21 protein-coding genes and 1 tRNA gene are annotated in these 25,709 nt (G+C 41.1%); 2 read left to right on the top strand and 20 right to left on the bottom strand.

All coding sequences use genetic code 11. The features are described 5' to 3' along the window. The first annotated feature begins 255 nt into the window (after window positions 1–255). Window positions 256–1,434 carry an MFS transporter gene (locus E6X37_RS04725; RefSeq protein ID WP_004697911.1) on the top strand — a complete coding sequence of 393 codons (1,179 nt, stop codon included), beginning with the start codon at window positions 256–258 and terminating at the stop codon, window positions 1,432–1,434. A 203-nt stretch (window positions 1,435–1,637) separates the two neighbouring features. Here the strand turns inward: E6X37_RS04725 and E6X37_RS04720 are convergent, their stop codons facing one another. The 3 genes from E6X37_RS04720 to E6X37_RS04710 are packed head-to-tail and all read right to left on the bottom strand — an operon-like array spanning window position 1,638 to window position 6,523. Further along, entirely contained in the window at window positions 1,638–3,059 is a 1,422-nt protein-coding gene (locus E6X37_RS04720; protein WP_316689616.1) for an anion permease, read from the bottom strand. Window positions 3,060–3,061: 2 nt separating this feature from the next. After that, window positions 3,062–4,201, bottom strand: a complete 1,140-nt coding sequence (locus E6X37_RS04715; protein ID WP_302010141.1) for a 2-methylaconitate cis-trans isomerase PrpF family protein — start codon at window positions 4,199–4,201, stop codon at window positions 3,062–3,064. 24 nt (window positions 4,202–4,225) lie between these two features. Continuing rightward, window positions 4,226–6,523: a hydratase gene (locus tag E6X37_RS04710; RefSeq protein WP_302010142.1), complete on the bottom strand. Its 2,298-nt coding sequence runs from the start codon at window positions 6,521–6,523 to the stop codon at window positions 4,226–4,228. A gap of 198 nt (window positions 6,524–6,721) precedes the next feature. On the opposite strand from E6X37_RS04710, the gene E6X37_RS04705 reads away from it, so the two are divergent. After that, window positions 6,722–7,606 carry a LysR family transcriptional regulator gene (locus E6X37_RS04705; RefSeq protein WP_174892153.1) on the top strand — a complete coding sequence of 295 codons (885 nt, stop codon included), beginning with the start codon at window positions 6,722–6,724 and terminating at the stop codon, window positions 7,604–7,606. Window positions 7,607–7,907: 301 nt separating this feature from the next. Here the strand turns inward: E6X37_RS04705 and dcuC are convergent, their stop codons facing one another. From dcuC to queF, 17 genes are all read right to left on the bottom strand, one after another. Then, window positions 7,908–9,161, bottom strand: a complete 1,254-nt coding sequence (gene dcuC / locus E6X37_RS04700) for a C4-dicarboxylate transporter DcuC (protein ID WP_195213529.1) — start codon at window positions 9,159–9,161, stop codon at window positions 7,908–7,910. Window positions 9,162–9,399: 238 nt separating this feature from the next. Further along, window positions 9,400–10,644, bottom strand: a complete 1,245-nt coding sequence (locus E6X37_RS04695; protein WP_278472863.1) for a M20 family metallo-hydrolase — start codon at window positions 10,642–10,644, stop codon at window positions 9,400–9,402. A gap of 62 nt (window positions 10,645–10,706) precedes the next feature. Continuing rightward, a complete protein-coding gene (locus E6X37_RS04690) occupies window positions 10,707–12,002 on the bottom strand; it encodes an amidohydrolase (RefSeq protein ID WP_316689610.1) in 1,296 nt (431 codons plus the stop codon). 223 nt (window positions 12,003–12,225) lie between these two features. Next, complete coding sequence (locus E6X37_RS04685) at window positions 12,226–13,170, bottom strand: DMT family transporter (protein WP_316689609.1); 945 nt, start codon at window positions 13,168–13,170, stop codon at window positions 12,226–12,228. A 1-nt stretch (window position 13,171) separates the two neighbouring features. After that, complete coding sequence (locus tag E6X37_RS04680; protein WP_316689607.1) at window positions 13,172–13,648, bottom strand: NanQ anomerase/TabA/YiaL family protein; 477 nt, start codon at window positions 13,646–13,648, stop codon at window positions 13,172–13,174. 282 nt (window positions 13,649–13,930) lie between these two features. Further along, window positions 13,931–15,997 carry an elongation factor G gene (fusA, locus tag E6X37_RS04675; RefSeq protein WP_316689606.1) on the bottom strand — a complete coding sequence of 689 codons (2,067 nt, stop codon included), beginning with the start codon at window positions 15,995–15,997 and terminating at the stop codon, window positions 13,931–13,933. A 403-nt stretch (window positions 15,998–16,400) separates the two neighbouring features. Continuing rightward, window positions 16,401–17,519, bottom strand: a complete 1,119-nt coding sequence (hydE, locus tag E6X37_RS04670) for a [FeFe] hydrogenase H-cluster radical SAM maturase HydE (RefSeq protein WP_105086849.1) — start codon at window positions 17,517–17,519, stop codon at window positions 16,401–16,403. Window positions 17,520–17,523: 4 nt separating this feature from the next. Then, on the bottom strand, window positions 17,524–18,270 hold the full coding sequence (locus E6X37_RS04665) for a YaaA family protein (RefSeq protein WP_316101920.1): 747 nt from the start codon (window positions 18,268–18,270) through the stop codon (window positions 17,524–17,526). Further along, the gene (locus E6X37_RS04660) at window positions 18,248–18,850 is read right to left on the bottom strand and encodes a hypothetical protein (RefSeq protein WP_004694153.1); all 603 of its coding nucleotides are present in this window, start codon (window positions 18,848–18,850) and stop codon (window positions 18,248–18,250) included. The genes E6X37_RS04665 and E6X37_RS04660 overlap by 23 nt, the downstream gene beginning before the upstream one ends. Window positions 18,851–19,172: 322 nt before the next feature. Further along, window positions 19,173–20,432 carry an Nramp family divalent metal transporter gene (locus E6X37_RS04655; protein WP_105086847.1) on the bottom strand — a complete coding sequence of 420 codons (1,260 nt, stop codon included), beginning with the start codon at window positions 20,430–20,432 and terminating at the stop codon, window positions 19,173–19,175. 19 nt (window positions 20,433–20,451) lie between these two features. Further along, complete coding sequence (locus E6X37_RS04650) at window positions 20,452–21,201, bottom strand: hypothetical protein (protein WP_316101919.1); 750 nt, start codon at window positions 21,199–21,201, stop codon at window positions 20,452–20,454. 210 nt (window positions 21,202–21,411) lie between these two features. After that, window positions 21,412–21,502, bottom strand: a tRNA-Ser gene (locus E6X37_RS04645). 50 nt (window positions 21,503–21,552) lie between these two features. Continuing rightward, a complete protein-coding gene (locus E6X37_RS04640; protein WP_004697769.1) occupies window positions 21,553–21,987 on the bottom strand; it encodes a Dps family protein in 435 nt (144 codons plus the stop codon). Window positions 21,988–22,386: 399 nt separating this feature from the next. Beyond that, window positions 22,387–22,998, bottom strand: coding sequence for a serine O-acetyltransferase EpsC (gene epsC, locus E6X37_RS04635; protein WP_316101918.1), 612 nt, complete (start codon window positions 22,996–22,998; stop codon window positions 22,387–22,389). A 159-nt stretch (window positions 22,999–23,157) separates the two neighbouring features. Beyond that, on the bottom strand, window positions 23,158–24,072 hold the full coding sequence (cysK, locus tag E6X37_RS04630; protein WP_316101917.1) for a cysteine synthase A: 915 nt from the start codon (window positions 24,070–24,072) through the stop codon (window positions 23,158–23,160). Between the two features lie 214 nt (window positions 24,073–24,286). Then, window positions 24,287–25,147, bottom strand: a complete 861-nt coding sequence (locus E6X37_RS04625) for a hypothetical protein (protein WP_316689599.1) — start codon at window positions 25,145–25,147, stop codon at window positions 24,287–24,289. Window position 25,148: 1 nt separating this feature from the next. Then, window positions 25,149–25,646, bottom strand: coding sequence for a preQ(1) synthase (queF, locus tag E6X37_RS04620; protein WP_060919289.1), 498 nt, complete (start codon window positions 25,644–25,646; stop codon window positions 25,149–25,151). Window positions 25,647–25,709 lie beyond the last annotated feature (63 nt).

Raw genomic sequence — 25,709 nt, 5'->3', positions numbered from 1 at the left:
TTCTATAGAATGAAAGTCAAGGAAAATCTGAACTTTCACCTTATCCTTACATTCGTTCATCATATAATATCCATATATAATCCAATTACTGATTTCCCTAAGCCCCTCCAATTTCAGAATATTTATATTGTATTCCTCTAAATACTAATGGTATACTGAAACTACATATGTTATCAGCTTCTACTGATTATTATGCGAAGGAGAGAGTATGAGTTTTTATTAAGAACGTGCTAAGACTAAGAAAGGAGGAATATTTTGGAAACGTGGAAACGAACGGTGTACATTTGCGCATTCTGCATATTCTTCATGTCCCTCGGGGTTAGTCAGGTAAGCCCTATTCTTCCTCTATACTTCCATGAAATGGGCTTAAGCGATACAGGATCGATAGCACAATGGTCCGGTGCCTCCATGGGCATCACCTTCCTCATTGTCTGCTTAGCAGCTCCCTTCTGGGGCCGATTAGCAGACCGTAAGGGACGTAAGATTACCCTCATACGCTCTAGTCTTGGTATGGCTATATGTAGTATATTATTGGGCTTTCAGACTACACCAGAAGGTGTGTTCCTCGTTCGTACATTGCAAGGGTTAGTAAGCGGTTTTTACCCCGCATCGGTAACACTTATCGCGTCAGAAACACCGCAAAACCATACAGGTTGGGCTCTAGGGATTATAGGATCCTTTAGCCTTGCAGGCTCACTAGCCGGTCCGCTTGTAGGAGGGTATCTCAGTGATGTAGTAGGTATTCGAAATGACTTCTTTATCATCGGGGCCCTTATGCTTATCTCTTTTGGCTTGACGGCAATGCTGGTACATGAAAACTATGTTCCAAAGCCACTTGTTGAGAAGCAAACCTTTAGAAATCTAAAAACTCACTTACCTGAGTTTTCTAGTTTAGTCGCTTTATCTGCAACCTCCTTCCTGTATGCCATTTCGGTTACCGCCATCTCCCCCATTATGACGGTTTACATTAAAGGAATGCTACCAAGCAATACGGAAAATATAGCCTTTATTTCTGGTGCTGTGTTCTCTGCCATGGGTATCGCCCAATTCTTTAGTAGCTCTCCACTCGGGAAATTAGTAGACCGTATAGGCCCTAGAAAGGTGCTCATCTACTCGATGATCTATGTAGGTCTACTCAATATACCGCAAGCCTATGTGGACTCTGTGTATGTACTTGGGTTTATCCGTTTCTTGCAAGGTTTTGGGCTAGGTGGTATGTTACCTGCGCTCAATACCTATTTAGCATCAAAAACACCTAAGGAATATACGGGACAAATATTCTCGTACAATCAGTCTTGTTTGTCTATGGGTTACTTTCTAGGCTCCTTTGGTGGTTCCATTGTAGCCGCTCAATTTGGCTTCACAACCCTTTTCTGGGCATGTAGCCTTACCTTTATCGGCGCTGCACTATGGGTTGCGTTAAAACTAAAGTAATGCCGTAATACAACGAAAATAGTGCAAATGCATTAAAGAAACTATATAAACAAATAAAAAGAGCTGTTCTCAGAACTCAGATGTGTGTGTACTGATTCCGAAACAGCTCTTTTATTATGTTGTTTGTAAAAGTATAGAAACTTTCACTATCTAGGGGATGATCATTCTATATGTATAGAATAACTATTGTCTCTAGTTAGGTATTATAGGATACCAAGAATTTCCCACCATGCGTAGCCCACTGTAAGGTTTACGATGAAGCACATGATAGCGAAGATACCACCGATAATCCACCAGCTTTTAACTGTGTTGTAACCAGCACCGAATACGATTGGAGCCGCTGCACCGCCGTAGTGAGTCAACGCACCACCGTAGGAGTTTGTAGCAGCTAGTAACAAGGACAACGCCATTGGGTTTACACCCGCTACTTTACCTACAGTAAGGAATACTGGAAGCATTGCAACTACATACGCACTACCAGAAGCGAACAAGTAACGAACAGCGATACTGATAGCGCCGATGATAATAAGAGCCAACATCGGGTTGTCGCCGAAGTTGAAGTGTGTCCCCATAAAGTCAGCTAACCATTCAAAGAATTTAACCTTGGACAACGCACTGGACATACCGATGATACCACCGAACCAGATCAATGTGTTCCAAGCACCTTTGGATTCAAGCATATCTTCCCATTTGATTACGCCTGTTACAAGCGCTGCTACCATGGCTACGATAGCTACTGCTGTTGCATCAAGGGAGAATTTAATGCCAAAGCCTTGCGTCAAGATGGAAGGCAACGCCCAGCCAACTAAGGCAAGAATAAAGATAGCAATAAGAGATTTCTCGCGACCAGACATAGGTCCAAGTTCTTTCAAACCTTCATCAGCAATCGCATGAGAGTCGATGTGTTGAATAGATGGTTTGTCTAAGTAGTATACCAAAGCAGGTGTAATGAGAAGCATTACAAGACCTGGTACTACGAGTGCTAATGCCCAAAGGCCCCAGTTAATATCTACACCGAGGATTTTGTTCATGTAGTCAGCAGCCAATAAGTTTGGTGCCATTGCTGTAGCGAACATCAAGCTTGTTACCTTAGTTACCATGTATGTGTTAACCATGAGGTAAGAACCAGCTTTTTTAGCGCTTTCACCAGGCTCAGAACCTAACGCTTTTGCTACAGAGTTCATGATTGGGAACACGATACCCCCACAACGTGCTGTGTTGGAAGGTGTTACCGGAGAAATAATAAGATCTAATAACGCAGTTACATAGCCAAGACGCAATGTAGTATGTCCTAAGGATTTAATCAATAGGTACGCAATACGACGGCCAAGTCCTGTTTTTACAAACGCCACACTGAGGGAGAACGCAGAGAATACTAGCCATACTGTAGTGGATGCATAACCAGACAATACGTTTTTCGTTGCATTTAAGAAAATTGAAGAACCTGCAATAGATAACAACAAAATAATTGGTGCTGGCCAAGGTTTAACAACAAGACCAACGATAGCCATTAAATAGAAACCTAGCAGTCGCCAAGCTTCCACGCTCAAACCTTCTGGCGGTGTAATGAACCACATTACCAGAGGAATGGCAAACATAATTGCAATTTTAAGTAGCTTACTCATTCTTACTCTCCTTTAACATAAGCTATGCCTTTCATGATCGGTCGCGCTGTTCTAGCGACGCCCGCCTTCTCCACATGCCAACCCTTATCATGGGTCAAGCATATTTCGAAATCAAACTTCCCTGATGGATGTGCTAAAGTAACTTGATTCGTTTCTTTAGCACGTTCGCTAACTACTTCGTTCGCCACAGTACCCGTAATAAGCGCTGCTGTAGCAGTACAGATACCACCTGTAACGGCATAGGCTTTATGCATTACAGCTAGTGCCTTTGTACGAGCCACGATGTCTATACTATTCCCCTTGATAGTTCGACCATCGTTTGCCACGTAGGTTTGTGGTGCGGACACCATGCATACCTTTGGAACTGCAAGACTGGCGGACTCTTTAGATGGAGCAAGGCCCATCATTACCGCCGCAGTAGTGCGAATATCTTCAAGTGTATTGAGTAATACACTGCCATCCGTTTCTGTGAAAGCCGGTAATTCCGTGCCTTCATAACCAAGATCTGTAGCCTTTACAAATACAGCTGGATTAGCTGCATCTACTAAACTGACTTGGATTGTGCGACCATCAACCAATGTAATTGTGTCTTGTACATTGCCTGTTGGTAGTAGCTTACCTGTCTTAGAACCGCCTGGTTCCAAGAAATATAATGTAATACGAGCACCTGTGCCAGGAACACCATCGATGGCAAAATCACCATCAATAATAGGCTTACCATCTCGGACTGGAACATGCGCTTCAATAACTTTATTTGTATTCGTATTAAAGATGCGAACCACTGTTTCTGGTTCTACGGCTTTCACAAAGCCCTCCATAATGGCAAATACTCCAGCACCAGCAGAAATATTTCCACAGTTACCTTCGTAATCTACCACCGCATCAGCGATACCTACATACCCAAAGGTGTAGTCGATATCTGCATCATCGCGGTCAGAAGGATTTACGATAGCTACCTTGCTCGTCAATGGGTCGGCACCGCCAATACCATTAATTTGACGCGCATCGGGAGAACCATATAAATCTAAAATCATACGGTCTCGTGCAGCTGGGTCAGTTGGAAGCGTATCTTTTAACAGATACGCCCCTTTACTAGTCCCTCCGCGCATATAGGTAACAGGAATTTCTTTATACCTGTTCATAACTTACTCCTTTATGTTCACCGCTTATGCTTTGCTATTTGCATAGTAGTTGATGAGACACCCTGCTGCGATAATATCTTTTTCTTCATCGCTGAGGTGCCCTAAATGTAATGTGATTTCTGCTTTCTTCGCACCTCCACTGATAACATATGCTGTGTAATCATCGGAGTCAGAGAATAATTGGTCACGCACATTTGGCACATATACATAGTCGCCTACGACCATAGTTTTAGAGTCTTCTTCGCTAGTTACGAACGGTAACATGCCCCAGTTAATTACATTGCTGCGATAACGTTTTGTAGCATATTCAATAGCGATATTAGCACCGCCACCCAATACACGTTGACAGGATGCTGCTTGCTCACGAGCAGAGCCATCACCCGGACGATTAGCATATACCATGCTGGAAACAGCTGTAGACTTAGCCATATCTTCTACAGATTCTGACAAGCCAAGAGCTTGCTTAACCTCTTCGTATGCAGCGACTAACTCTACTGTACTTTCACCTTCTTGACGAGATTTTTCCCAATCGCGAACGGTTTTAGCACGACCTACATATTCAGGAACCTTACGGCTCAAGGCAAATTCAGACAATGCATATGGATCTGAACGGAAGGAAGATGTTTCACCAGATGGAATCAACTCATCCGTAGTCGTTACAGGGTCATCGATATAGGCAACTACTTTGAGCAATACATTTGGGGTCAATTCTTTAATAGCTGGCCAAGGTTTAATGGATGGTCCATAAATGAGTTCAGTATTTTTTTTAGGCTCATTGAAGCCGCTATATACTTTGCTTTCATAAGGTTTATCATCATAGTGGTAAGCTGGTACTACATCATCATAATCGATATCAGTAGCCGCAGTTAATGCACCACCGTTAATAGCAGTAGCCGCTACGGAACGGGAGTCGAGAAGTGCAACGGAAGAAATTTGTCCGTTACCAGGTTTAGAACCTTCGCGATTCGGGAAGTTTCGTGTCGCATGACGACCACTGAGTCCAGTATTGTTAGGTGTATCACCTGCACCAAAGCATGGCCCGCAGAAAGCTGTACGCACGATGGCACCAGCACTCATAAGATCTACAAGAGCACCATTTTTCATAAGTTCTAAGTAAATTGGTTGGCTAGAAGGATAAACGCTAAATGCGAAACGACCGGAACCTACGCTCTTACCGCGTACGATGTTAGCCGCTTGCATAATGTTTTCATATAAACCACCAGAGCACCCTACGATGATACCTTGATCTAAATGCAATTTGCCGTCAAAATGTTTTTCAGGCAATTGTAAAGACAAGGATTTATTATCTAATTGCTCTACCGCTTGACGTTCGATTTCTGCTAATAAATCGCGACCACCTTCGTTGATTTCTTTAATTGTATATACATTGCTTGGATGGAATGGCATAGCAATCATACTTTCCACTTCCCTAAGATTAACTTTTACTAGGCCATCATAATAAGCTACATCACCAGGGTTAAGCTCTTTGTACGCATCACCGCGACCATGAAGTGTCAAGAATTCTTTCGTTGTACTATCTGTTCTCCAAATAGTTGTAAGGCATGTAGTCTCTGTAGTCATTACATCGATGCCGTTACGGAAGTCCATGGATAAATGTTCAATACCAGGGCCTACGAATTCCATTACTTTATTTTTCACAAAACCGTTTGCGAATACAGCTTTTTCAATAGCGAGTGCCACGTCTTGTGGGCCTACGCCGTGTTTAGGTTTTCCATCGAGGTAAATAGCGATAACTTCTGGACGTTGTACATCATACGTGCGGCCAAGCAATTGTTTTACAAGCTCTGGACCGCCCTCACCAATCGCCATAGTACCAAGAGCACCGTAACGAGTATGACTGTCGGAACCGAGAATCATTTTGCCACAGCCTGCCATTGTTTCACGCATATATTGGTGAATAACTGCAAGATGAGGAGGTACATACACGCCGCCGAAGCGTTGAACCGCGGATAAGCCAAACACATGGTCGTCTTCGTTAATCGTGCCCCCTACTGCTGCCAAGCTATTATGACAGTTTGTCAAAATGTAAGGAATTGGAAATTTATCAAGACCACTGGCAATCGCCGTTTGAATAATACCAACATAGGTAATATCGTGAGATGTTAAGGCATCGAATTTGATGCGTAAATCTTGATCACCTTCGTGTTGTTGGTGGTCCATTAAAATACGGTACGCCATCGTTTCCTTATAGGCGCGCTCTTTATTAAAAACTTCTTGCTGATCAAGGGCTGCACTAGAATCCGCAGGAACGATATCCGTACCGTGATATAAAAATACACCATTTGAAATTAACTCAACCATGACTTGCTCCTTTATTACTTTCAGGCATGTGTAAACCTTTACAAACACTATATTTTCACCATGTTTATTGGTGAAAGTTCCATTCCTCTTACTAGTACCTAGTCTTTAGTTATATCTAATCTGTATAGCCCTAGCGTCCCCTCGTCTGTACCAACTCTATGGGATAGAGTACAATAATACATATATAAAGGAGAGTTTATGGACACGAAAGATTGTACAATTTTAAAAACCTTAGCAGAGGAAAATAATATTACTTATGCGGCGCGTCGTCTATTTATGACGCAACCTGCATTGAGTGAACGGATAAAAAAATTAGAAAAGGAATTTAACTGTCCCATCATCAACCGACAAGCTCGTGGTGTAGAGTTTACCTATCAAGGTCAACGCCTTGTACGATACGCCGAAGATTTGCTCAATTCCTATACTTCGGTGCGCCAAGAGCTATTAGCTATGGGTAGTGAACCACGCGGTACATTAAACCTAGGATGCTCAAATGTATTCGCAAAGTATCATATCCCCCATATCTTATCCACCTTTAAAGAGGCTTATCCACATATTGATATCATCATGTATACGGGACTTAGCTATAAGCTATACCATGACTTCCTTGAAGGCCGCTTACATGCTGCCATCATTCGCGGTGCCCACACTTGGACAGAGTCGAAAGAACATATCTGGTCTGAACCATTCTGCTTCTTCAACAAAACGCCTTGTGCCGTAGAGGATTTACCTCGTCTGCCCTATATTCACTATCAAACAGATCCGAATTTACAGCAGACCATTGATGATTGGTGGTATTCCCACTACTCACAACCACCGATGCGCACCATTGAGGTGAACGACATCGATACATGTATGAAGCTCGTCAACCAAGGACTTGGTTTTACCATCCTCACCCAAAGCTGTGGTAATGATTACCCTAACCTATTTAAGGAAACCTTGAAAACTCTTGATGGTCATATCATGACTCGGGATACGTGGATGTACACCCGTCATAGTGCCCTTGAATCCAAGCCAGTACAGGCTTTTTACTCATTTATGAAAACATGGGCTGACACAAAGGTATATCAACTATTCCTTTAATACATATAATATATTATGAAAATGCAATAAAAACAAATTGCTCTTTTCTTTGGCATCCATAAATATTACTTATATCTCAACTTTCAATATATGCGTAAAAATCATATAATTAGCCGCTTACATATAATCAATTGATTAGTCTCTTATATATAATCATCTTGATTACCATGCTAGTTTAAATCATATGAATTGGTGCTTTGATACAAATATATTGATTGGCTATTTAAAGTTATAACAAAGAAAACCCGTCATGATTACAACAATCATGACGGGTTTTCTTTTACAATATAGTTTTATTAGACTAGAGTAACAATAGCATAATGACTACTGTCGCAATAATACAAGGCACAGCATTGCGTTTCGCCATTTCCATAGGGTTAATACCTGCAAGTCCTGCAATGATGATACCTGCCCCTGCAACAGGACTCATACTACGACCGATACCAGCACCGATTTGAGCCATGGATCCAAGTTGCATAATACCATAACCAAAGTCTGCAGCATGAGGTGTGACAGCACCATTAAAGGCAAGCGCTGCTGCATTACCAGAACCAGAGATAACCGCCAACAAGAACGGACCAAAGGCTGCCCCTATTTGAGCGATTTGTTGAGAGTTCTTCATACTATCGATGAGTGCACTAGTAAGGCCGATGTGTTGCATACCTGCTGTGAAGCACGCTGCAGCAGCCATAAGACCTACTACATCGCACATGCCATCGCCAGTACCGCGGAAGAACTTTTTAACAGCTTCTGCCACATTAGGACGCACGGCAATGATACCAATAGCAGTACCGATGAGCATAGATACAGGTACAGAGATTTCTGGAATCACCGCTACTTGTTTACTGCCAAGTACGAGTAATACAAGAGGAATAATGGGAATGATTGCATAGAAATAATTTACTTTAAACTCTTTGCCTTCCTCTACAGTATCGTTTTTCATTACATACCCTGTATGTTCTTTTTTTACAATAGCCACAATATTAAGCAAAATAGCGGCCACTACTATACCGATAATTGCTTGCATAGAGAAGCTCGCAATAACTGTCATTACGTCTACCCCCGCCAGTTGTGCTACTTGAGGGTTGAACATAAGGCCTGGGCTCAAGGAACTACCCCATGTACCTAAGAAGATAGCAGAACCAGCCATCGCTGGATGTACTCCAGAACGAATTAAAGCCGGAATCAATAATGCACCTACGGCCGCAGCACAACCTGCCGCTGTAGGCAATGCAATATTGATCAGGAACGTAATAATAACAGCACCAGGAATGATGATTTTCGTCATCTTTTTGAGGCCTGCAGAAATGAAATATACCATGTGCTCCGTACATTTTGTATATTCCATAACATAGCTAAAACCTAACACCGTACAGATCGTCGGTACAAGCCCTGGATTTGTAAGTTCTTTCACAAAGGCCGTCGTACCAGCACCAAGCTGCCCACCAATAAAGCACATCAGTAAGCCCGATAATAATAAAACGAGCCGCGTTTCAAACTGTTTAATAATAGCTATAAACGTCGCTACTACAATAACAATACCTGTAATAACCATAACTCTCCTATCCGTGTACATAGGATGCAAGATAGCTATATCCCCTCTATAAACGCTTTACACCCAATACACAACTAACAACACTAAATACAATAGTCCTATCTATGTCTTACACCTAATAGGCCTAACAATAGTAAAAGTAATCACTTAATTATATACAGTATAATCATATAACTATATAACTACTTATCTATATAACTACATAAATACATAAAGAATAAATACATAAAGAAATATATTAAACAAGCTTTGTTTCTTCCAAGCTAAGTTTTCTAAGCACCTTATCAAGCACCTCTGCACCCGTTACGATATCATCCATTTCAGCAAATTCTGCAGGATTATGACTGATGCCATCGCGACATGGAATAAAGATCATTCCCGTAGGAACTGCCTCCGCCCAATGCATCGCATCATGACCGGCACCGCTCGGCATTGTCATGTACTCTATACCGACAGACTTAACAGCCTCTTCGATTTCTCGAATCATCGCCGGGTGCATCTCCACTGGATGGTCCTGTGCAATTGTTTCAATTGTATACGATAATCCACGTTTCTCGGCAGTAATGTCGATAAATTCCTTAACGAGAGTAACTACAGAATTGCGAGCTACCTTAGAAATGCTACGAATATCTACCCCTAGCTTTACAGCACCAGGAATGACATTCATCGCGCCAGGCATAACCTCTACAACACCAACAGTACCCACCACGGGTGGCTCCTCTTGCATGGATGCAATCTCCTCGATGCCGAGGATGATTTTTGAAGCTCCACATAGAGCATCATGACGCAAGTTCATCGGCGTAGCGCCACTATGATCGGCATTGCCCCGAATGGTCACATAGAATCGCTCTGGCGCTGCAATACCAGTCACAATGCCAATCGTTTTCTGTTCGTGCTCTAGTACCTTTCCTTGTTCTATATGAATTTCTGTGAAAGACTTTACAGGTCGTTTATATTCCATTTCTTCAATCCCATCGGGATTTAAGTTGCGACCTTTCAATGCTTCGTACAAAGAAACTCCTTGTTTATCTACCAATCGGTGTAAGTCTTGTAATCTTAATTCACCACGCATGGCCTTACTACCTAGTGTAGCATTCCCAAAACGACCGGACTCTTCGCACATGAAGGATACCACAGCGATGGTATGGTCATGTTCATAACTATCGTCAGTCATGCTACGAATTACTTCAATGGCAGATAACACGCCCACCACACCATCGTAATTACCTCCATTGGGTACGCTATCTGTATGAGACCCTACCATGACAACTGGTAAATCTGGTTTCTTACCAATCTTATAGCCAATGACATTACCAAAATCATCTATTTCAACGGATAAACCCGCATCAGTCATGCGGTCTATAATATATTGCCGTCCTGCCCAATCTGCATCGGTGAAAGCAAGGCGATTAATGCCCTCACCAGATGCCGTCAATTGGGCCATAGCCTCAAAATCTTTAACCAATCGCTCTCGTTGAATCATGTAACACCTCACAATCTATTACATCAATTACTGACAAACCATATGATGCTAGTACATAAAGCTTATTTTAAATAGTGAGCTGCAATAGTACCTAATGCAACGATACCATTTAGCATATCTTCTTCATCGATATCAAAGAGCGGATTGTGATGTGGCGCTTTAATAGCAGAACCTACTACCATGTAGGTTGCTCTACCGCCGCGATCGATGACACGATTCAAGAAGTACGCACAGTCTTCACTGCCGCCACCACTGTAATCGAATGGCACCTCTTTAAAGATCCCAAGTGGTTCCACGATAGCTTGTACTTCACGAGCTAAATCATCACTGATACGACCTGCAGGAGTTTCTCCTTGTTTTGTGATTTCAAAGGTACAATCATGCATTTCTGCAGCACCTTTAATAATAGTCTTCGACCGTTCAATCATGTAATCATTGATTTCTGTCGTAGCACCACGAGTTTCTAGTTTAAGCACCGCCACATCAGGCGTCACATTGCGGCCTGTACCGCTTTCAAAAACACCTACATTCATACGAGAAGCGCCTTGACTATGACGAGCGATGGCTTGTAAGTTAAGAACTGCTGTACAGCCGGCGAGCATTGCATTTTGTGCCTTTTCAGGAGAGCCCCCGGCATGAGCAGAATAACCGTGGAACACCGCATCAAGTTTTGTTGTCGCTAAGAAGCCATGATCGCTACAAGCAAAGCAATTGGATAATTTTTCGTTAAACCCAATATGCATGCCGAACATCAAATCTACATCATCTACTACGCCTGCTTCCGCCATCGCTTTAGCACCGCGTACACCTTCCTCTGCTGGTTGGAAGATGAGTTTGATAGTGCCTTTGAATTCATCCTTGTGCGTAGCCAAGTATTCAGCTAGGCCTAGCCCCATCGTCATATGTGCATCATGACCACAGGCGTGCATCGCCTTATCATGACAAGAACGGAACCCGCCCTTTGCGGGTACATGGTTATCATCTTTAGCTTCAATGACATCATTGGAATCCATGTCTACACGAAATGCTACTACAGGGCCTTCACCACCAAACTTCATAGTTGCAACAATGGCCGTTTTACCATAGCCCATCTTTTCAACAAGCTCAGGATTTGCGCCTTCTTTGATGGCTCGATCCATAGCAGCTTTCATAACCTCATCACTAGGCAAGCCCATGCGAGATTCTAAATCGAGTACATCTGCGCCTAACGCCACATCATAGCCCAAGGAAATAAGCCTATCCGCTACCTTCGCAGCAGAGCGATACTCAAGCCAAGCAGGCTCAGGGTACATATGAAAGTCGCGACGCATAGCGATTAACGCATCGCGCCGTTGTTGCACAAAATCTTTTACAGACATAAATACCTCCGTAACAAACTAATAATCACGTATACATTTACTATATGAATAGATAGGTAAATAGTCAACTAAATGGTGCATGTATACAGTATCTAAAATATACTTTATGATATAACAAAAACACATATACCACGAAACGACTTCTGTGATATATGTGTTCTTCTTGATGTTTTCCTGTCGACATATTTTATTGATATATTTATATTGATGTGCTCTTATCGATTCATTCTAATATTGTTTTATTCAGTTTTGCCAGTACCTCTCGTTTAATAGTTCGTTGTCTATCCCAAGCAATGATAACAACGGTAGCAATAATCATAGCCATACCAATTAACCCTAATAGACTAAATTCATTTCCTAAAAAAGCCCACCCAAAGAAAGCCGCCGAAATAGGTTCAATAGATGACAAAATAGATCCTGGTACGGCCCCAATTCGTTTAACCCCTTCTAAATAGGCATTGAAAGATACTATCGTCCCGAGGAATATGACATTGAAACAACCAATAACAGTCCATGCGTCCCACACTGCATATGAATTCGGTTGATGGAATAATATAGCGGCTACAATACCACTAATAAGCATCCCAAACCCTACAATAGGCAACGTTCCATATTTGTAGAGTAAATCAACAGGAGAAATACTATATACGGCTACACCGACAGCAGATAAAAGCCCCCATACGAGAACCGCCATCGGGAAGCTTTCAATAGAAAGACCATCACCATTCCCCATCAAACAAATGGTCCCCACTAAAGCAAGTATAACAGAAACCGTCTCCCCCTTGGATGGTCGTTTACCATAGCGTACTAGCAGATAAATAATAATCATAGACGGCGCCAGATATTGTAAAACCGTTGCAATGCCAGCTCCAGCTAAAGCAATGGATCTGAAGTATGTATATTGGCATAATGCCATTCCAAATACGCCAAAAACAATGAGCCCTAGCATATCCTTTACACTATGAAATACATTAAAGATAGAGTTTCCAAATCTAAACCATGCATAAATAACAGTTAGTAAACCTGCTGTAATCAATCGCATAGTTACTAGCCATTCCAAATTCATATCTCTAAAATTGCTTAAGAACTGTACAGATGCACCGGATACACCCCATAAAACAGCCCCTAATAGAGTTATAATAACACCAATAACTTCATATTGTTTCATGCTAGTCACCAAGCAAAGATACGTGAACTTTCACAACCACCTTACGGATTTTAATAGGTTTATCGTTTACAGCAAGCAAAGGTCGATGAACATCAGAGGGGAAGAATACAGTGTAGTACCCTTCTGGGCAATGGATTTGCCCTTCATCAACCGCTTCATTAGTATAAAAATAGCAATCTCGATCTGGATAGGACTCCACAGGTTTAACGAGACCTTTATCTACGAAAAAGCCCATGTTTTCCTCGCCACTCACCATAAATTGAATATCTACATAATTACGATGCGATTCTGGTTTTGTAGCTTCAAATAGTTTTGTTTCTACATCGTCTACATTGGCGTACATCATGTCCCCTTCAATGGCATGACGGCCGCCTGGCAATGCTTTCAAGTCTGTATTTTTTAAGAAATCTAAAGCTCGTACGATGGCTTTAGGATAGCCCATTTTTGTATAATCTGCGGTAATACTAGAGAAAAACATACACAATCCTTTCACAATATCTATGGATATGGCACCACAATAAACCAATTATATTACCTTTTATGTTAGCACATATATACATAAAGAACTAGCTATTCTCTTATGTAAAAGCCCTCCATACGCTACATATATGGAGGGCTTCAGTAAAATACTATTCAAATTTATGACTTTCGTCAATCATTACGCTATGAAATTGTTACATTATTAAATTGTTACAGTATGCAATTGTCTATTCAGTTGTAAAGATTCAAACTGTATTACATACAGCATGTGGCCATTACTTTATTCTTGAGTTTTATGAGCAGCGATAATTTCTTCCGCTTGCTTATGTGGAACCTCTTCATATGTATAGAACTGACGGTTAAATACGCCTTGTCCTTGTGTAATGGAGCGCAATGCAGTCACATAATCAGACATTTCAGCCAATGGTACTTGTGCTTTAACAACAGAAATACCTGTTCTTTCACTTTGTTCCATGCCTAATACACGACCTCGACGGCTATTCAAATCACCCATGATGTCGCCCATGAAAGCATCTGGTGCAAACACGTTGACCTCATAGATTGGTTCTAATAGGACTGGTTTCGCCTTAGGAATCACATCCTTGATAGCCTGTGACGTAGCTACTTTAAATGCTAACTCTGAGGAGTCTACGCTGTGGTAAGATCCATCCAAGAGTGTCACTTGCACGCCAATCATAGGATATCCTGCAATTAGGCCTTTATCTAGGGTTTCTTTGGCACCCTTTTCCACTGCTGGTATGTATTGTTTAGGTACAGCACCACCAAAAATTTTGTCTACGAATGCAAATTCGCTACCATCATATAATGGATCCACTTGAATCTTAACGTGACCATATTGACCATGACCGCCACTTTGTTTCTTATATTTAGACTCGGTTTCAGCAGAGCTTTTAATGGTTTCGCGGTATGGAATATATGGAGCCACAAGTTTAGCTTGTACGCCGTATTTACGGTCCATTTTATTGAGGATATGCTCAAGATGTACTTCGCCCATACAATCAATTTGTAATTGGCGAGCTTCAGCATTTTTCACTACTACGCAAGTAGGATCTTCTTCCGCCACTTTAAGAACAGCACTAGCTAATTTTTCCTCCTCACCTTTTTTTACTGGCTCCATAGCCACTGTATATAGAGGTTGAGGGAAACGAATAGCATCGTATGTCACTTTAAAGTCAGGAGCCGTTAATGTATCGCCGGTCTTAGCATTGGCCAATTTCGGTATCACTACGATATCGCCAGCTTTAGCAGCGGATACAGGGATTTGTTGCTTCCCAATAAGGGTAACCATCTTGCCCCATTTTTCTTCTACACCTTGGTTCACATCAAAGAGGCGATCCCCTTCTTTCAGTTCACCAGAGAAGATACGTACAAAGCTTTGTTTGCCTGCGAATGGGTCTAACAATGTTTTAAATACGAATGCAGTTAATGGTTTATCTACATGTACAACACATTGTTCGCCGGTTTCCGCATCAGTTGCGGTCATCACTTTTTTAGTTGCATCCGGCATGTAACGGATCATACGATCCAATACTTGATCTAAGCCAATACGAGATGTGGCACTGCCACACATGATTGGGCACACACGGCCACTAATCATCCCTTCACGCAAGCCTTGGCGGATTTCCTCTAAGGATAATTCTTCGCCTTCTAAATATTTTTCCAACAACTCATCGCTACCTTCAGCCGCGGCTTCTACGGTCATTTCCCGAATTTCTTGAGCCTTTTCGATAAGGTGAGCTGGTACAGCGACCTCTGTTGGTTGGCCGTCCTTATAAGTAAACGCAGTCATTTTCGCTACGTCTACAACGCCTTCAAAATCGGCACCTTCACCGATAGGAATCTGCAATGGCATAATGCCTTTGCCAAATAACTCCCGCATTCTTTCAATAGTGCCAAAGAAATCAGCACCATCGACATCCATTTTATTGATAAATGCCATGCGAGGCATTTGTAATTCAACTGCATAATCCCATGCGCGAACTGTGTCAGTTTCTACACCAGATGTGGAGGATAGCACCATCAACATACCATCACAAGCACGCAAAGCGGCACGAACTTCGCCATGGAATTCGTTATAGCCTGGAGTGTCTATGAAGTTAACCTTATGGTCATGCCACTCACATGGCGCCATGCCCAATTGAATAGTTACATTACGTTTAATTTCTTCCGGTTCAAAGTCCATAATATGTTTATTATCTTGACCTTTACCTACGAAATCAACCGCACCAGAAGTTAACAACAAGGATTCAACAAGAGCTGTTTTGCCCGCACCATCGTGGGAAACAACAGCAACGTTTCTAATTTTATCACTACTGTACTCTTTCATTGGAATCGCCTCCTTACTGGCAAATTACGGCTTTGCTAATACATTTCGACACTACAATAAAAAAATCCTCTTTTTCTGAGAAAAATTTCTTAGAAAAAGAGGATTATATACTAATACTAAATTAGAACAAAAATTTTAGTATTCCTATGTAGATCCTAAACTTAATTAAATTATTAATAAGACTTTATCGGTATATCCTATATATAGATGGGACTAGTGTCCTCACAAAGTTATAAAAAAGACGGTCTGTACTTGTGCCGCGACATCAGGAACGAGGAGCAAGCAAGTATAGACCGTCTTTTTTAATTAAGTTGTCTTTATGTAACGGGGCCCCATCTATATATAGGCAATACTAGTGGTAAATATATTAATTCACTAAATAATTTAGTTAAAACATAGAATACTAAAATTTCCCCGTCCGTTTGCCGTAGTGTTTAGAGTCCCCATTTTGTTTCCAACCCACTGTATCACCGATGGACATTACGCGGCGCGTCAAGCAGTCTTTACATTGTTCTGCATTGTCGTCTACGCATGGTTTATTATCATATAGCAAATATTTTGCACGGTGTTCAGGAATGGTGATGATAGGCATAAGGATATTTGCACCTGCGGCTAAGCCTTTTTCACGGCCTAGTTTATCTAGTGCTTGTAATGCAGTAGTTGCCGCAATGTTTACGTCTTTCAAGAATAAACGAGTTAAGGCAATCATCTTGAGGCCCAGTTGAACTCGTCGCAACTTGCCCTCTTCATCATCAATGCCCATTGCCAATGCTTCTTGGCCTAGAGGCGTATCATGATGCACTACATAAGGGCCCATACCAATCATGTCGATATCCATATCGCGATAGAACAAGATATCATTCACAAGATCTTCTTCTGTTTGCCCAGGTAGACCAATCATAACACCTGTGCCAACTTGGAAGCCCACGCGGCGCAAACGACGTAAGCATTCTACGCGCGTCTCAAAGGAGTGCAATTCATCACGAGGATGAATCTTATGGTATAAATCTGTATTGGTTGTTTCAATGCGTAATAAATAACGACTCGCACCGGCTTCACGCATGCGACGGTACGCCTCTTCGCTTTGTTCTCCTACGCACATCGTAATACCAAGAGAACCATCGCCGATGGCTTTAATGTCGCGAATTAAATCCACAACATAGTCCACAAAGGCATCATCACAGCGTTCACCAGATTGGAGTGTAATGGAACCATATTCATGATCGTATGCCCATTGCGCCATCTTGATGATGTCTTCGCGATTCATATCAAAGCGTTCCGTCTTGTCATTTTCACGACGGATACCGCAATAATTACAATTTTTAATGCATCGGTTTGAGAACTCAATGAGACCGCGATAATACGCTACAGGCTTTACGTATTTTGCCTTCACTTCGTAGGCCTTTTTATATATCAACTGCAACTGTTCTTCATCAGTTACAGACATGAGAAATCGCAATTCCTCCTCTGTCAGCCATTCATCGCCGACGAGGTCTTTTGCAAGAATGTCTTGCACTTGCAAACAATCACTTCCTTTCGTAACGAACCGTCATCGATTCGCTTGGTATGGTAATGGATTCAATGTCAGAGACACAAGTAAATCCATTAACTTCGCGGGGCAAGTCCCGCACATGTTTCACTTGTCGAGTTAAACATTCATGAGCCATCACACCGCGACTCATTTTAGAGGACGTACTCATCTGCTTAAACGTATCGCCCCGTAATTCCCAAAATTCAACGGTTATCACCTTTGGATGGTTCACCATTTTTGCATATTCTTTAGATGCTAGGTTTAGAATCCAATCTTCCTTGTGAAAGTATGCGTCCACCGCTTCACGCCATGTATCGTATAGATTAATGCCCACCTTATCGACCATATCGAGTCGATAGTCGCGCACCCCCATATTAGGTTCAACGACACCGTAAAATGCAGACAGCACAACGAGATGGCTTTCACCAAAAGCCTTGGCTTCGTCAGATAAGTTCGACCAGTCCAAATATTTGAAAGCAATGCCATCATAACTTTCACAGGCACGACCTACGGGATGAGCCTCAAAGGACTGATAAAAATCAAAAAGAGCTTGCGCCTTATCAGCCTTTAGCTTTAGCGCCTTTCCAAGAGCTATTACATCAAGGGATTGTACATGTGTTACAATTTCTTTCGTGATGTTCGGCTGAAATTGGCCGTCTCGGACTGCATGATGTACTGCCTCAGCGTTGCTAGCAACATCGGTAATCGTTTTTGTCTTACTAGGAGAGAGGACGATTTTCATGAGATAATTCCGCCTTAATAGATTCCTCTGTCAAATTGTCGATCAATTCAGGGTTCCACAACATGAGAGGCACCGCCACTACGTGGCTTGCTTTCAATTCTTTACATAATTTAATGCATTCTTTGAGATAATTAGAATCTTCATCTACAAGATCGCATACGATAACCACGTGACGACCTTTAAGATTTACACCTTCATAATCGATGCTTTCAGCAGATACTGTAAGCATGCCTGTTTCCAAGCGGCCTTCGCTCATATCATTCAAACGAGACATCAATACATGCTCAAGCATAGTAGATACAGGTGTCACTACGCGGCCAATGCCGATAAGAGCCTCAGGTTGTGCATGAACGATAACTGTTTTCTTCCGTTTATCTGTTCTGAACTCAATAAGGGCTTTTTCTAAAGCACCAAAAAATACGAATAACTGCCAAGGATCAAAAGAGCCTGTTTGGAACATATCGATAACAGAACCATCCTCATCCATATTGAGGCGCGTCAATAACTCTTCAGCAATATCGTTAACCACAACACTAAAATCAGATTGTATTGTCTCTTGTACGTTGATTTCCTTTGCCATTAGGGCCTCCTAATTTTCCATATATCACACTGCTAAGGAATACTCCCAACAGATATTATATTATCCTTAAAAATATGATTCTTATATTATACTATTCTTAATTGTACCATATTTTATACCCCTCTTGAGTGTTCAAAGATACGCGTTTTACATAATAGATACGTTAGCAACATGACAAAAGGACCGCCATAGCGGTCCTTTGCATTCTAATGTTGTACTCTAATCTTGTATTCTAATGTTGTATTCTAATTCTGTATTCTAATGTTGAATTCTAATGTTGACTTTATAAGAAACCTTTTGGTAACTAACAAAGAATATGCTCTTAGCCTACAATCAATAAGTAAATATTCATAATCGTAACGATGATACCTATGCCCCATAAAAGAATATTTGTAAATTTACGGTTCGCGTATTCTCCCATGACCTTGCGGCTACTTGTCATGTAAAGTTGCAAGAAGATGGTGATAGGTAATTGCAAGCTCAAGAACATTTGAGAGAACAATAATGCTTGGAAGGAATCTGTAATAAACACGATCAATAATAAGGCTGGAACATATGTTAGTGCCAAGCCTAATCGCGTATGGAAGTCTTTCATATCGTAAGACTCGCCAAACATTCCTGCAAAGATACTTGCCCCCGCCATACCTGCCGTAGCAGATGAGGCAAAACCTGCAAATAACAATGCTATCGCAAAAATAATACCCGCTGCGGGTCCAATGAGTGGTCGCAACAACTCCTCAGCCTGTTCAAGCTCTGTTACTTCAATTCCATGAGCAAAGAAGACAGCCGCCGCCAATATAATCATGGCAGAGTTAATCATCCACCCAATCCCCATAGATAACAAAGTATCGAGGAATTCATAGCGTAACTGCCGTTTCATAATCGCTGGATCTTGTGTATTGAACTGGCGACTTTGGATGATTTCAGAGTGCAAAAACAAGTTGTGAGGCATAATTACGGCCCCTAATATACTCAAAATAACGAGCATCGATGTATTAGGAATATTAGGATCCACCCAACCGATACCAGCCGCTGCCCAATCCACATTGACCATATTTACCTCAACAAGGTACGCCAATGCGATAAGGGATACAAAGCCAGCAATGATTCGCTCTAATTTACGATAGGAGTTCGTAATGAGCATAACCGTACAGATAAGAGCCGTCAAAATGCTGCCTATCAAGATAGGAATACCAAAGAGCATCTTCAAGGCGATAGCGGCACCAATAAACTCAGCCAAGGCCGTCGCTGCTGCCGCAATTCCTGCCGTGCTAAGCACAAAGCGAGATGCATAACGCGGTAAAAACTCATAAGCACATTCCGACAAGCATTGACCGCGTACAATGCCTAAATGCGCCACATTATGCTGTAATAAAATGAGCATAATCGTAGATAGTGTGACTACCCACAATAATTCGTAACCGTAACTAGCACCAGCTGCCAAGTTGGCGGCCCAGTTGCCCGGATCGATAAATCCAACGGTTACGATTATACCAGGTCCTATATATTTAAAGACCTCACTTACCTGCTGCTTACCGTTTTGATGGACAGTAAACAATTGTTTCTTTAAAAAATCAATCATTATAACCCCTTACTAAGAGTTATAGAGTGAACGTCATCTCCGTCTGCATACGAGCATCTGTTTTGGACTTTTTATCCTTGGAGTCCGCATAACGAATACGCACTTCATTATTTACCTTAACGCGAGAATCATCAATTTTGAATTTCTTCATTTTTTCTTTGATTTGTTCATCTGTTAAAGCGCGTTCTTCCGGTTTTGCTACTTCATCGCCAGCTTTATCAAGGGCTTCTTGTTGATCCTTGGATATTTGATAGGTCTTACCAGATTTTTTAGCCCTTTCAGCACGCTTTTCATCTAGTTTTTGACGGCGCTCGTCAGTAGCTTTTTTATCGCGAGCAATACGGTAATCCATTACATCACGCATATTTTCTTGGTAAATACGCAATGCATACTCTCGATCATTGTCGTTCATTTGCTCACGTTTTGTGACTACCTCATCGATAAGCGGCATAAGCTCATCCTTTGTGTAGCTAGCACCATCAAAAGTAAATCCGTGAGTATCTGTAATAGCACCATGTTTTATGAGCCTTTGTAATGCTGTATATGTCCAATCATTAGGCGTAATAACATCTGAGTTCACATGCTGTTGTCCTTTACTAGAACTACTAACAGTCTCTACATCAGCACTTACGCCATCCACCATAGGACGTGCACTTGGGATGGCAATACTTTCAGCATGACTAAACCCAACAGACGCAACAAGGCATAATGCACTAATGCCTAACGCTCGACGGATACGATTCATTTGACGTGTATGTTTTGTATTCATAAGAGTCTCCTTAAAATTACATTTTATACAATCTATTATATGAAACCCCTAGACATACGTCAACTCTATACCCTTACACACCTGTGTCATTCAATGCTAATAAGGCCTTGGACTCACTCGAATCCTCACAAACTAGGCCTATATAAATAATATAATAAATCACTATATTATACAAAAAGACCCCACATCGAGTGATGTGAGGTCTTTACATGGCGGAGGATTAGGGATTCGAACCCTAGCGACGGTAACCCGCCCTAACGATTTAGCAAACCGTCCTCTTCAGCCTCTTGAGTAATCCTCCATGCTTTACTGGGTAATCATATCATACCCAATAAGGCATTGTCAATCGTCTTATTTCAGCATAGATTCGATGAACCAGATTTGTTTTACATAGTATGCAACGTGATCTTCCATCATGCTTACGAGCAAGAAATCACCTTCTTCATCAGCGGCTGCACGAATTGCTACAGCTTGATCATTCATGTATTTAAAATCTTTAAGAAGGATATCAATTACCTTTGCTTGAGGGATGTCTTCTTGTCCCAATTCTTCGATTTTAGTCAATTTTGCGTATTCTGCAGAATTTACCAATGGAAATTGACCTTGCATTTTCACATGTTCTGCTACGGCATCAAAGTATTCAAAAGCTTCATCATAAATAGATTCCAAGTATTCATGAATAGATTTGAATTGCGGACCAGTTACATTGAAGTGTAGGTTATGTAATTTCACATTCCATACGGAAAGATCTGCTAAATATTGATTTACTTGTTGTACGTTTTTCATAATAAAACTCCTTTTTTCACTTAATTCTCAATTATAGTTTATTCTAAAAGCAGAACAAACACAGTTGGCTTCTACGCCATCAATTCGTTTATTTAATTTATAATCAATATTGATTATGTTTATATTTTACCAATAATGATTTTCCATGTCAATATATGAATAGATATTTTTGTATAAAAGTTTAATGAAAACATCATAACCATACTAAATCAAACATATCCCCAATCCAATACAATACAATCCATACCAAATCTAAATCCAATAATTCACAGAATCATATTTCTACGAATCATAAAAAACCTCTAACTACTAGTTAATCTAATAGTTAGAGGCTTGTATGATTCTATATTCAATATGACTCTATATTAAAAATGATTATATATTAAATACGCTTTTATATTAAATATAATATTCTATGTAATTATCAGGAATTTTCTTCGCCTCTGCTTGTGCAGCAGTTGCATTGCGACTAGGTTTACGGACATACATATTTTCTGGATCTGTTTCAAAGATTACCATATCCTTAGGAATATCATGTTTAATAACGAGATTACAACCGATCTTCGTGCGCGCCCCAATCGTAATATCCCCTAAGATTTTTGTACCCGTACCGATCAGTACATCATCTTCAATGGTCGGATGACGCTTTACCTTTTTAGAAGACATCCCACCTAGTGTTACTTGATGGAACAAGGTTACATTATCACCTACAATAGCCGTTTCACCAATAACAACCCCCATACCGTGATCGATAAAGAGACCGCGACCAATCGTCGCACCTGGATGAATTTCAATGCCCGTTACATGACGAGAATGGAGAGCCACACGACGAGCCAAGATGGGCCACCCCGCCTTATATAGACGGTGGGCAAAGAAATGCCAGAACAAAGCCGTAATATGCGGATATGTCCATATAACCATCCATACACTTGTGGCAGCTGGGTCAGAATCCATTACACGCTTAATATTATATTGAATTTTGCCCCATAATTCGCGCAAACCTTGCATCATAGTGACTCCATCTCAAATAACTCTACTTACATTCTACAGAAATATAGATATATCTAGTATACAACATATTGGGTCTATATTCCTATATATAAGGCTATATCTATATAGAACCTATTCTTTTATCATTCAAAATCTCGTATTTTATCTATCTAAAATCTATTATTTAACGTATTCATTATTGCCGAAGTCCAAGAGGGATAAATATTTCTCTACTCCATCAGGTGCAATAACAACGATGTTCGCCTTAGGTAATTCACGAGCCATGCGTTTTGCCGCTACAATGGCCGCCCCCGCGGAAAGGCCAATAGAGATACCACTTTCACGCATAAAGGTTTGCACCTCGCTAAAAGCTTCTTCGTCACTTACAGTTTGCACGCCATCCATCAATGTTTGGTCGAAGTTTTCAGGAATAAACCCAGCCCCAATCCCTTGAATTTTGTGAGGACCGCCCTTACCTTCGGTAATAGCAGGAGATCCCGTTGGCTCTACAGCAATGGCTTTTAGATTAGGATTATGTTCTTTCAATCGTCTTGTAACGCCTGTGAAAGTACCACCTGTACCGATACCTGCTACAAATACATCGACATTCGGCACTTGTTCTACAATTTCAGTACCCGTCGTGCGGTAATGCATATCTGGGTTTGCAGGGTTTACGAATTGACCCAAGGTGAAAGCATTTGGATACTTCTCTAAAATTTCATTGGTCCGCTCAAGAGCCCCCTTCATACCTGTTTCTTTTGGTGTTAAGATGAGCTGCGCCCCATACGCCTTAATAAGCTCACGACGTTCTTTACTCATACTTTCAGGCATGATAATCACTGTTTTAATATGTAAAATAGCGCCTACCATGGCAAGAGCGATTCCCGTATTACCACTTGTGGCTTCTACAATGATGCTATCCTCATGGATGCGACCTTGCTCTTTTGCAGCCTGTAACATACCGAGAACGGCACGGTCTTTTACAGAACCACCTACATTATATTTTTCAAGTTTTACATAAATATTGGTATTTGGCAGTTGATATATCGGTGTTTTACCAATAAGTTCAGTTGTTTGGTTTGTTACTATACTCATCTAATCCTCCCTCTAGCGATAGATGATAAAAATCGTCCTTAGGAACATCCCAAGGACGATATTATATTGCACCTTGTTATTCACCATATACGGGGTATAACCGTTTATGTATTCCAATTAATACAACCATACTCTAACATTTGAATCATTTCATTGTCAAGAGAATGAGAACGACTTTTAAAACCCTAAAAATACAGGAAATAACTAGCTTTATCTATTTTTTTGTAAGTGCGTCAAGTACCCCATCCCATGTGATGGGTACCATTATAATGATGAGGGCCAATCCAATAAAGAAAATTGCTCCTACCAAGACTGTAAGACGAGGGATAAGAGATATAGCCATGCTACTAGCTAAGTGCGATACTTTAGTTATATCATGATGTAACGCTACATGACCCCATAAGAAACCAGCAACTACATAGGTGATAATATATGGGTCGAAAATGATTAGGGTCGTCAATTCATTATCAGCATGCATAATTCGGTTAATACTCGGAGACACTAGTACATTTACAAGTATAGCTAGGATTTTAAACCACACTAGGCACACGATATAAGTCCACATTGTTTTTATCGTCATTCTCAGCATATAGAGCAAGCCCACCAAGCGCACTCCAAGAGAGCCTCTTTGACTCCCCATGTACTGCTCCATCCAAGAAGGCTTATGTTTACCCACATCTACTTGGTCATAATAAAAGGATAAATCCCGTTCTCCATGGGCTAAATCAACGAGTCCTAACACTTGAAATACCACAAGCGAAAAGACTAGAATAACGCCTATTTGAAAGCTTTCACTAAAGAATATGCCCATCGGGTCGAAATCAAGATAGCCAATGTTAAAAAGATTACCATACACATCGTGAAACGCAATATATATACCATTCGTTACGAGCATATCTAACACAAATAAAAGCAACACAAACATGATATATCCGTTCCAACGAGTCCATTTACTTTGTTCTCTTAAATGAGTGTGAGTCCCTACGATTATTGATGCAGGTTGTAAAGACAAGGTCACACCCATCATAAAACAAGTAATAAAGGATGCGACCATTGTTAAATATTCGTATGCCATATTAACGGTATGCTACGCGCTCAGGCTGCATGTCGTGGAAATGAAGGCGCTCTTTTGCCGTCTTTTCCCACTCAGTACCAGGCTTGCCGTAATTTGCGTATGGATCGATGGACAAACCACCGCGCGGCGTGAACTTACCCCAAACCTCGATATATTTAGGATCCATCAACTTCACAAGATCTTTCATGATAATGTTGATGCAGTCCTCGTGAAAGTCCCCGTGATTGCGGAAACTAAATAGATATAACTTCAAAGACTTGGACTCTACCATTTTCTTATCTGGAACATAAGAAATATAGATTGTGGCAAAGTCTGGTTGACCTGTCATAGGACACAAGCTAGTAAACTCAGGGCAATTAAACTTAACGAAGTAATCATTCTCTGGGTGCTTGTTATCAAACGCCTCTAACACCTGTGGTGCATAATCAGTAGGATAATCGGTCTTGTGACCTAACATCGTTACCCCTTGTAACTCTTTTTCAGATCTGCCGGATGCCATAAAGAACCTCTTTCTATAATCTCTATAACTCTATAATTAAGATATATTAAATAATTCATGTAA

Source organism: Veillonella parvula (genome assembly GCF_032550495.1).
GTDB lineage: Bacteria > Bacillota > Negativicutes > Veillonellales > Veillonellaceae > Veillonella > Veillonella parvula_G.
This window is presented reverse-complemented; position numbering and strand designations above follow the sequence as displayed.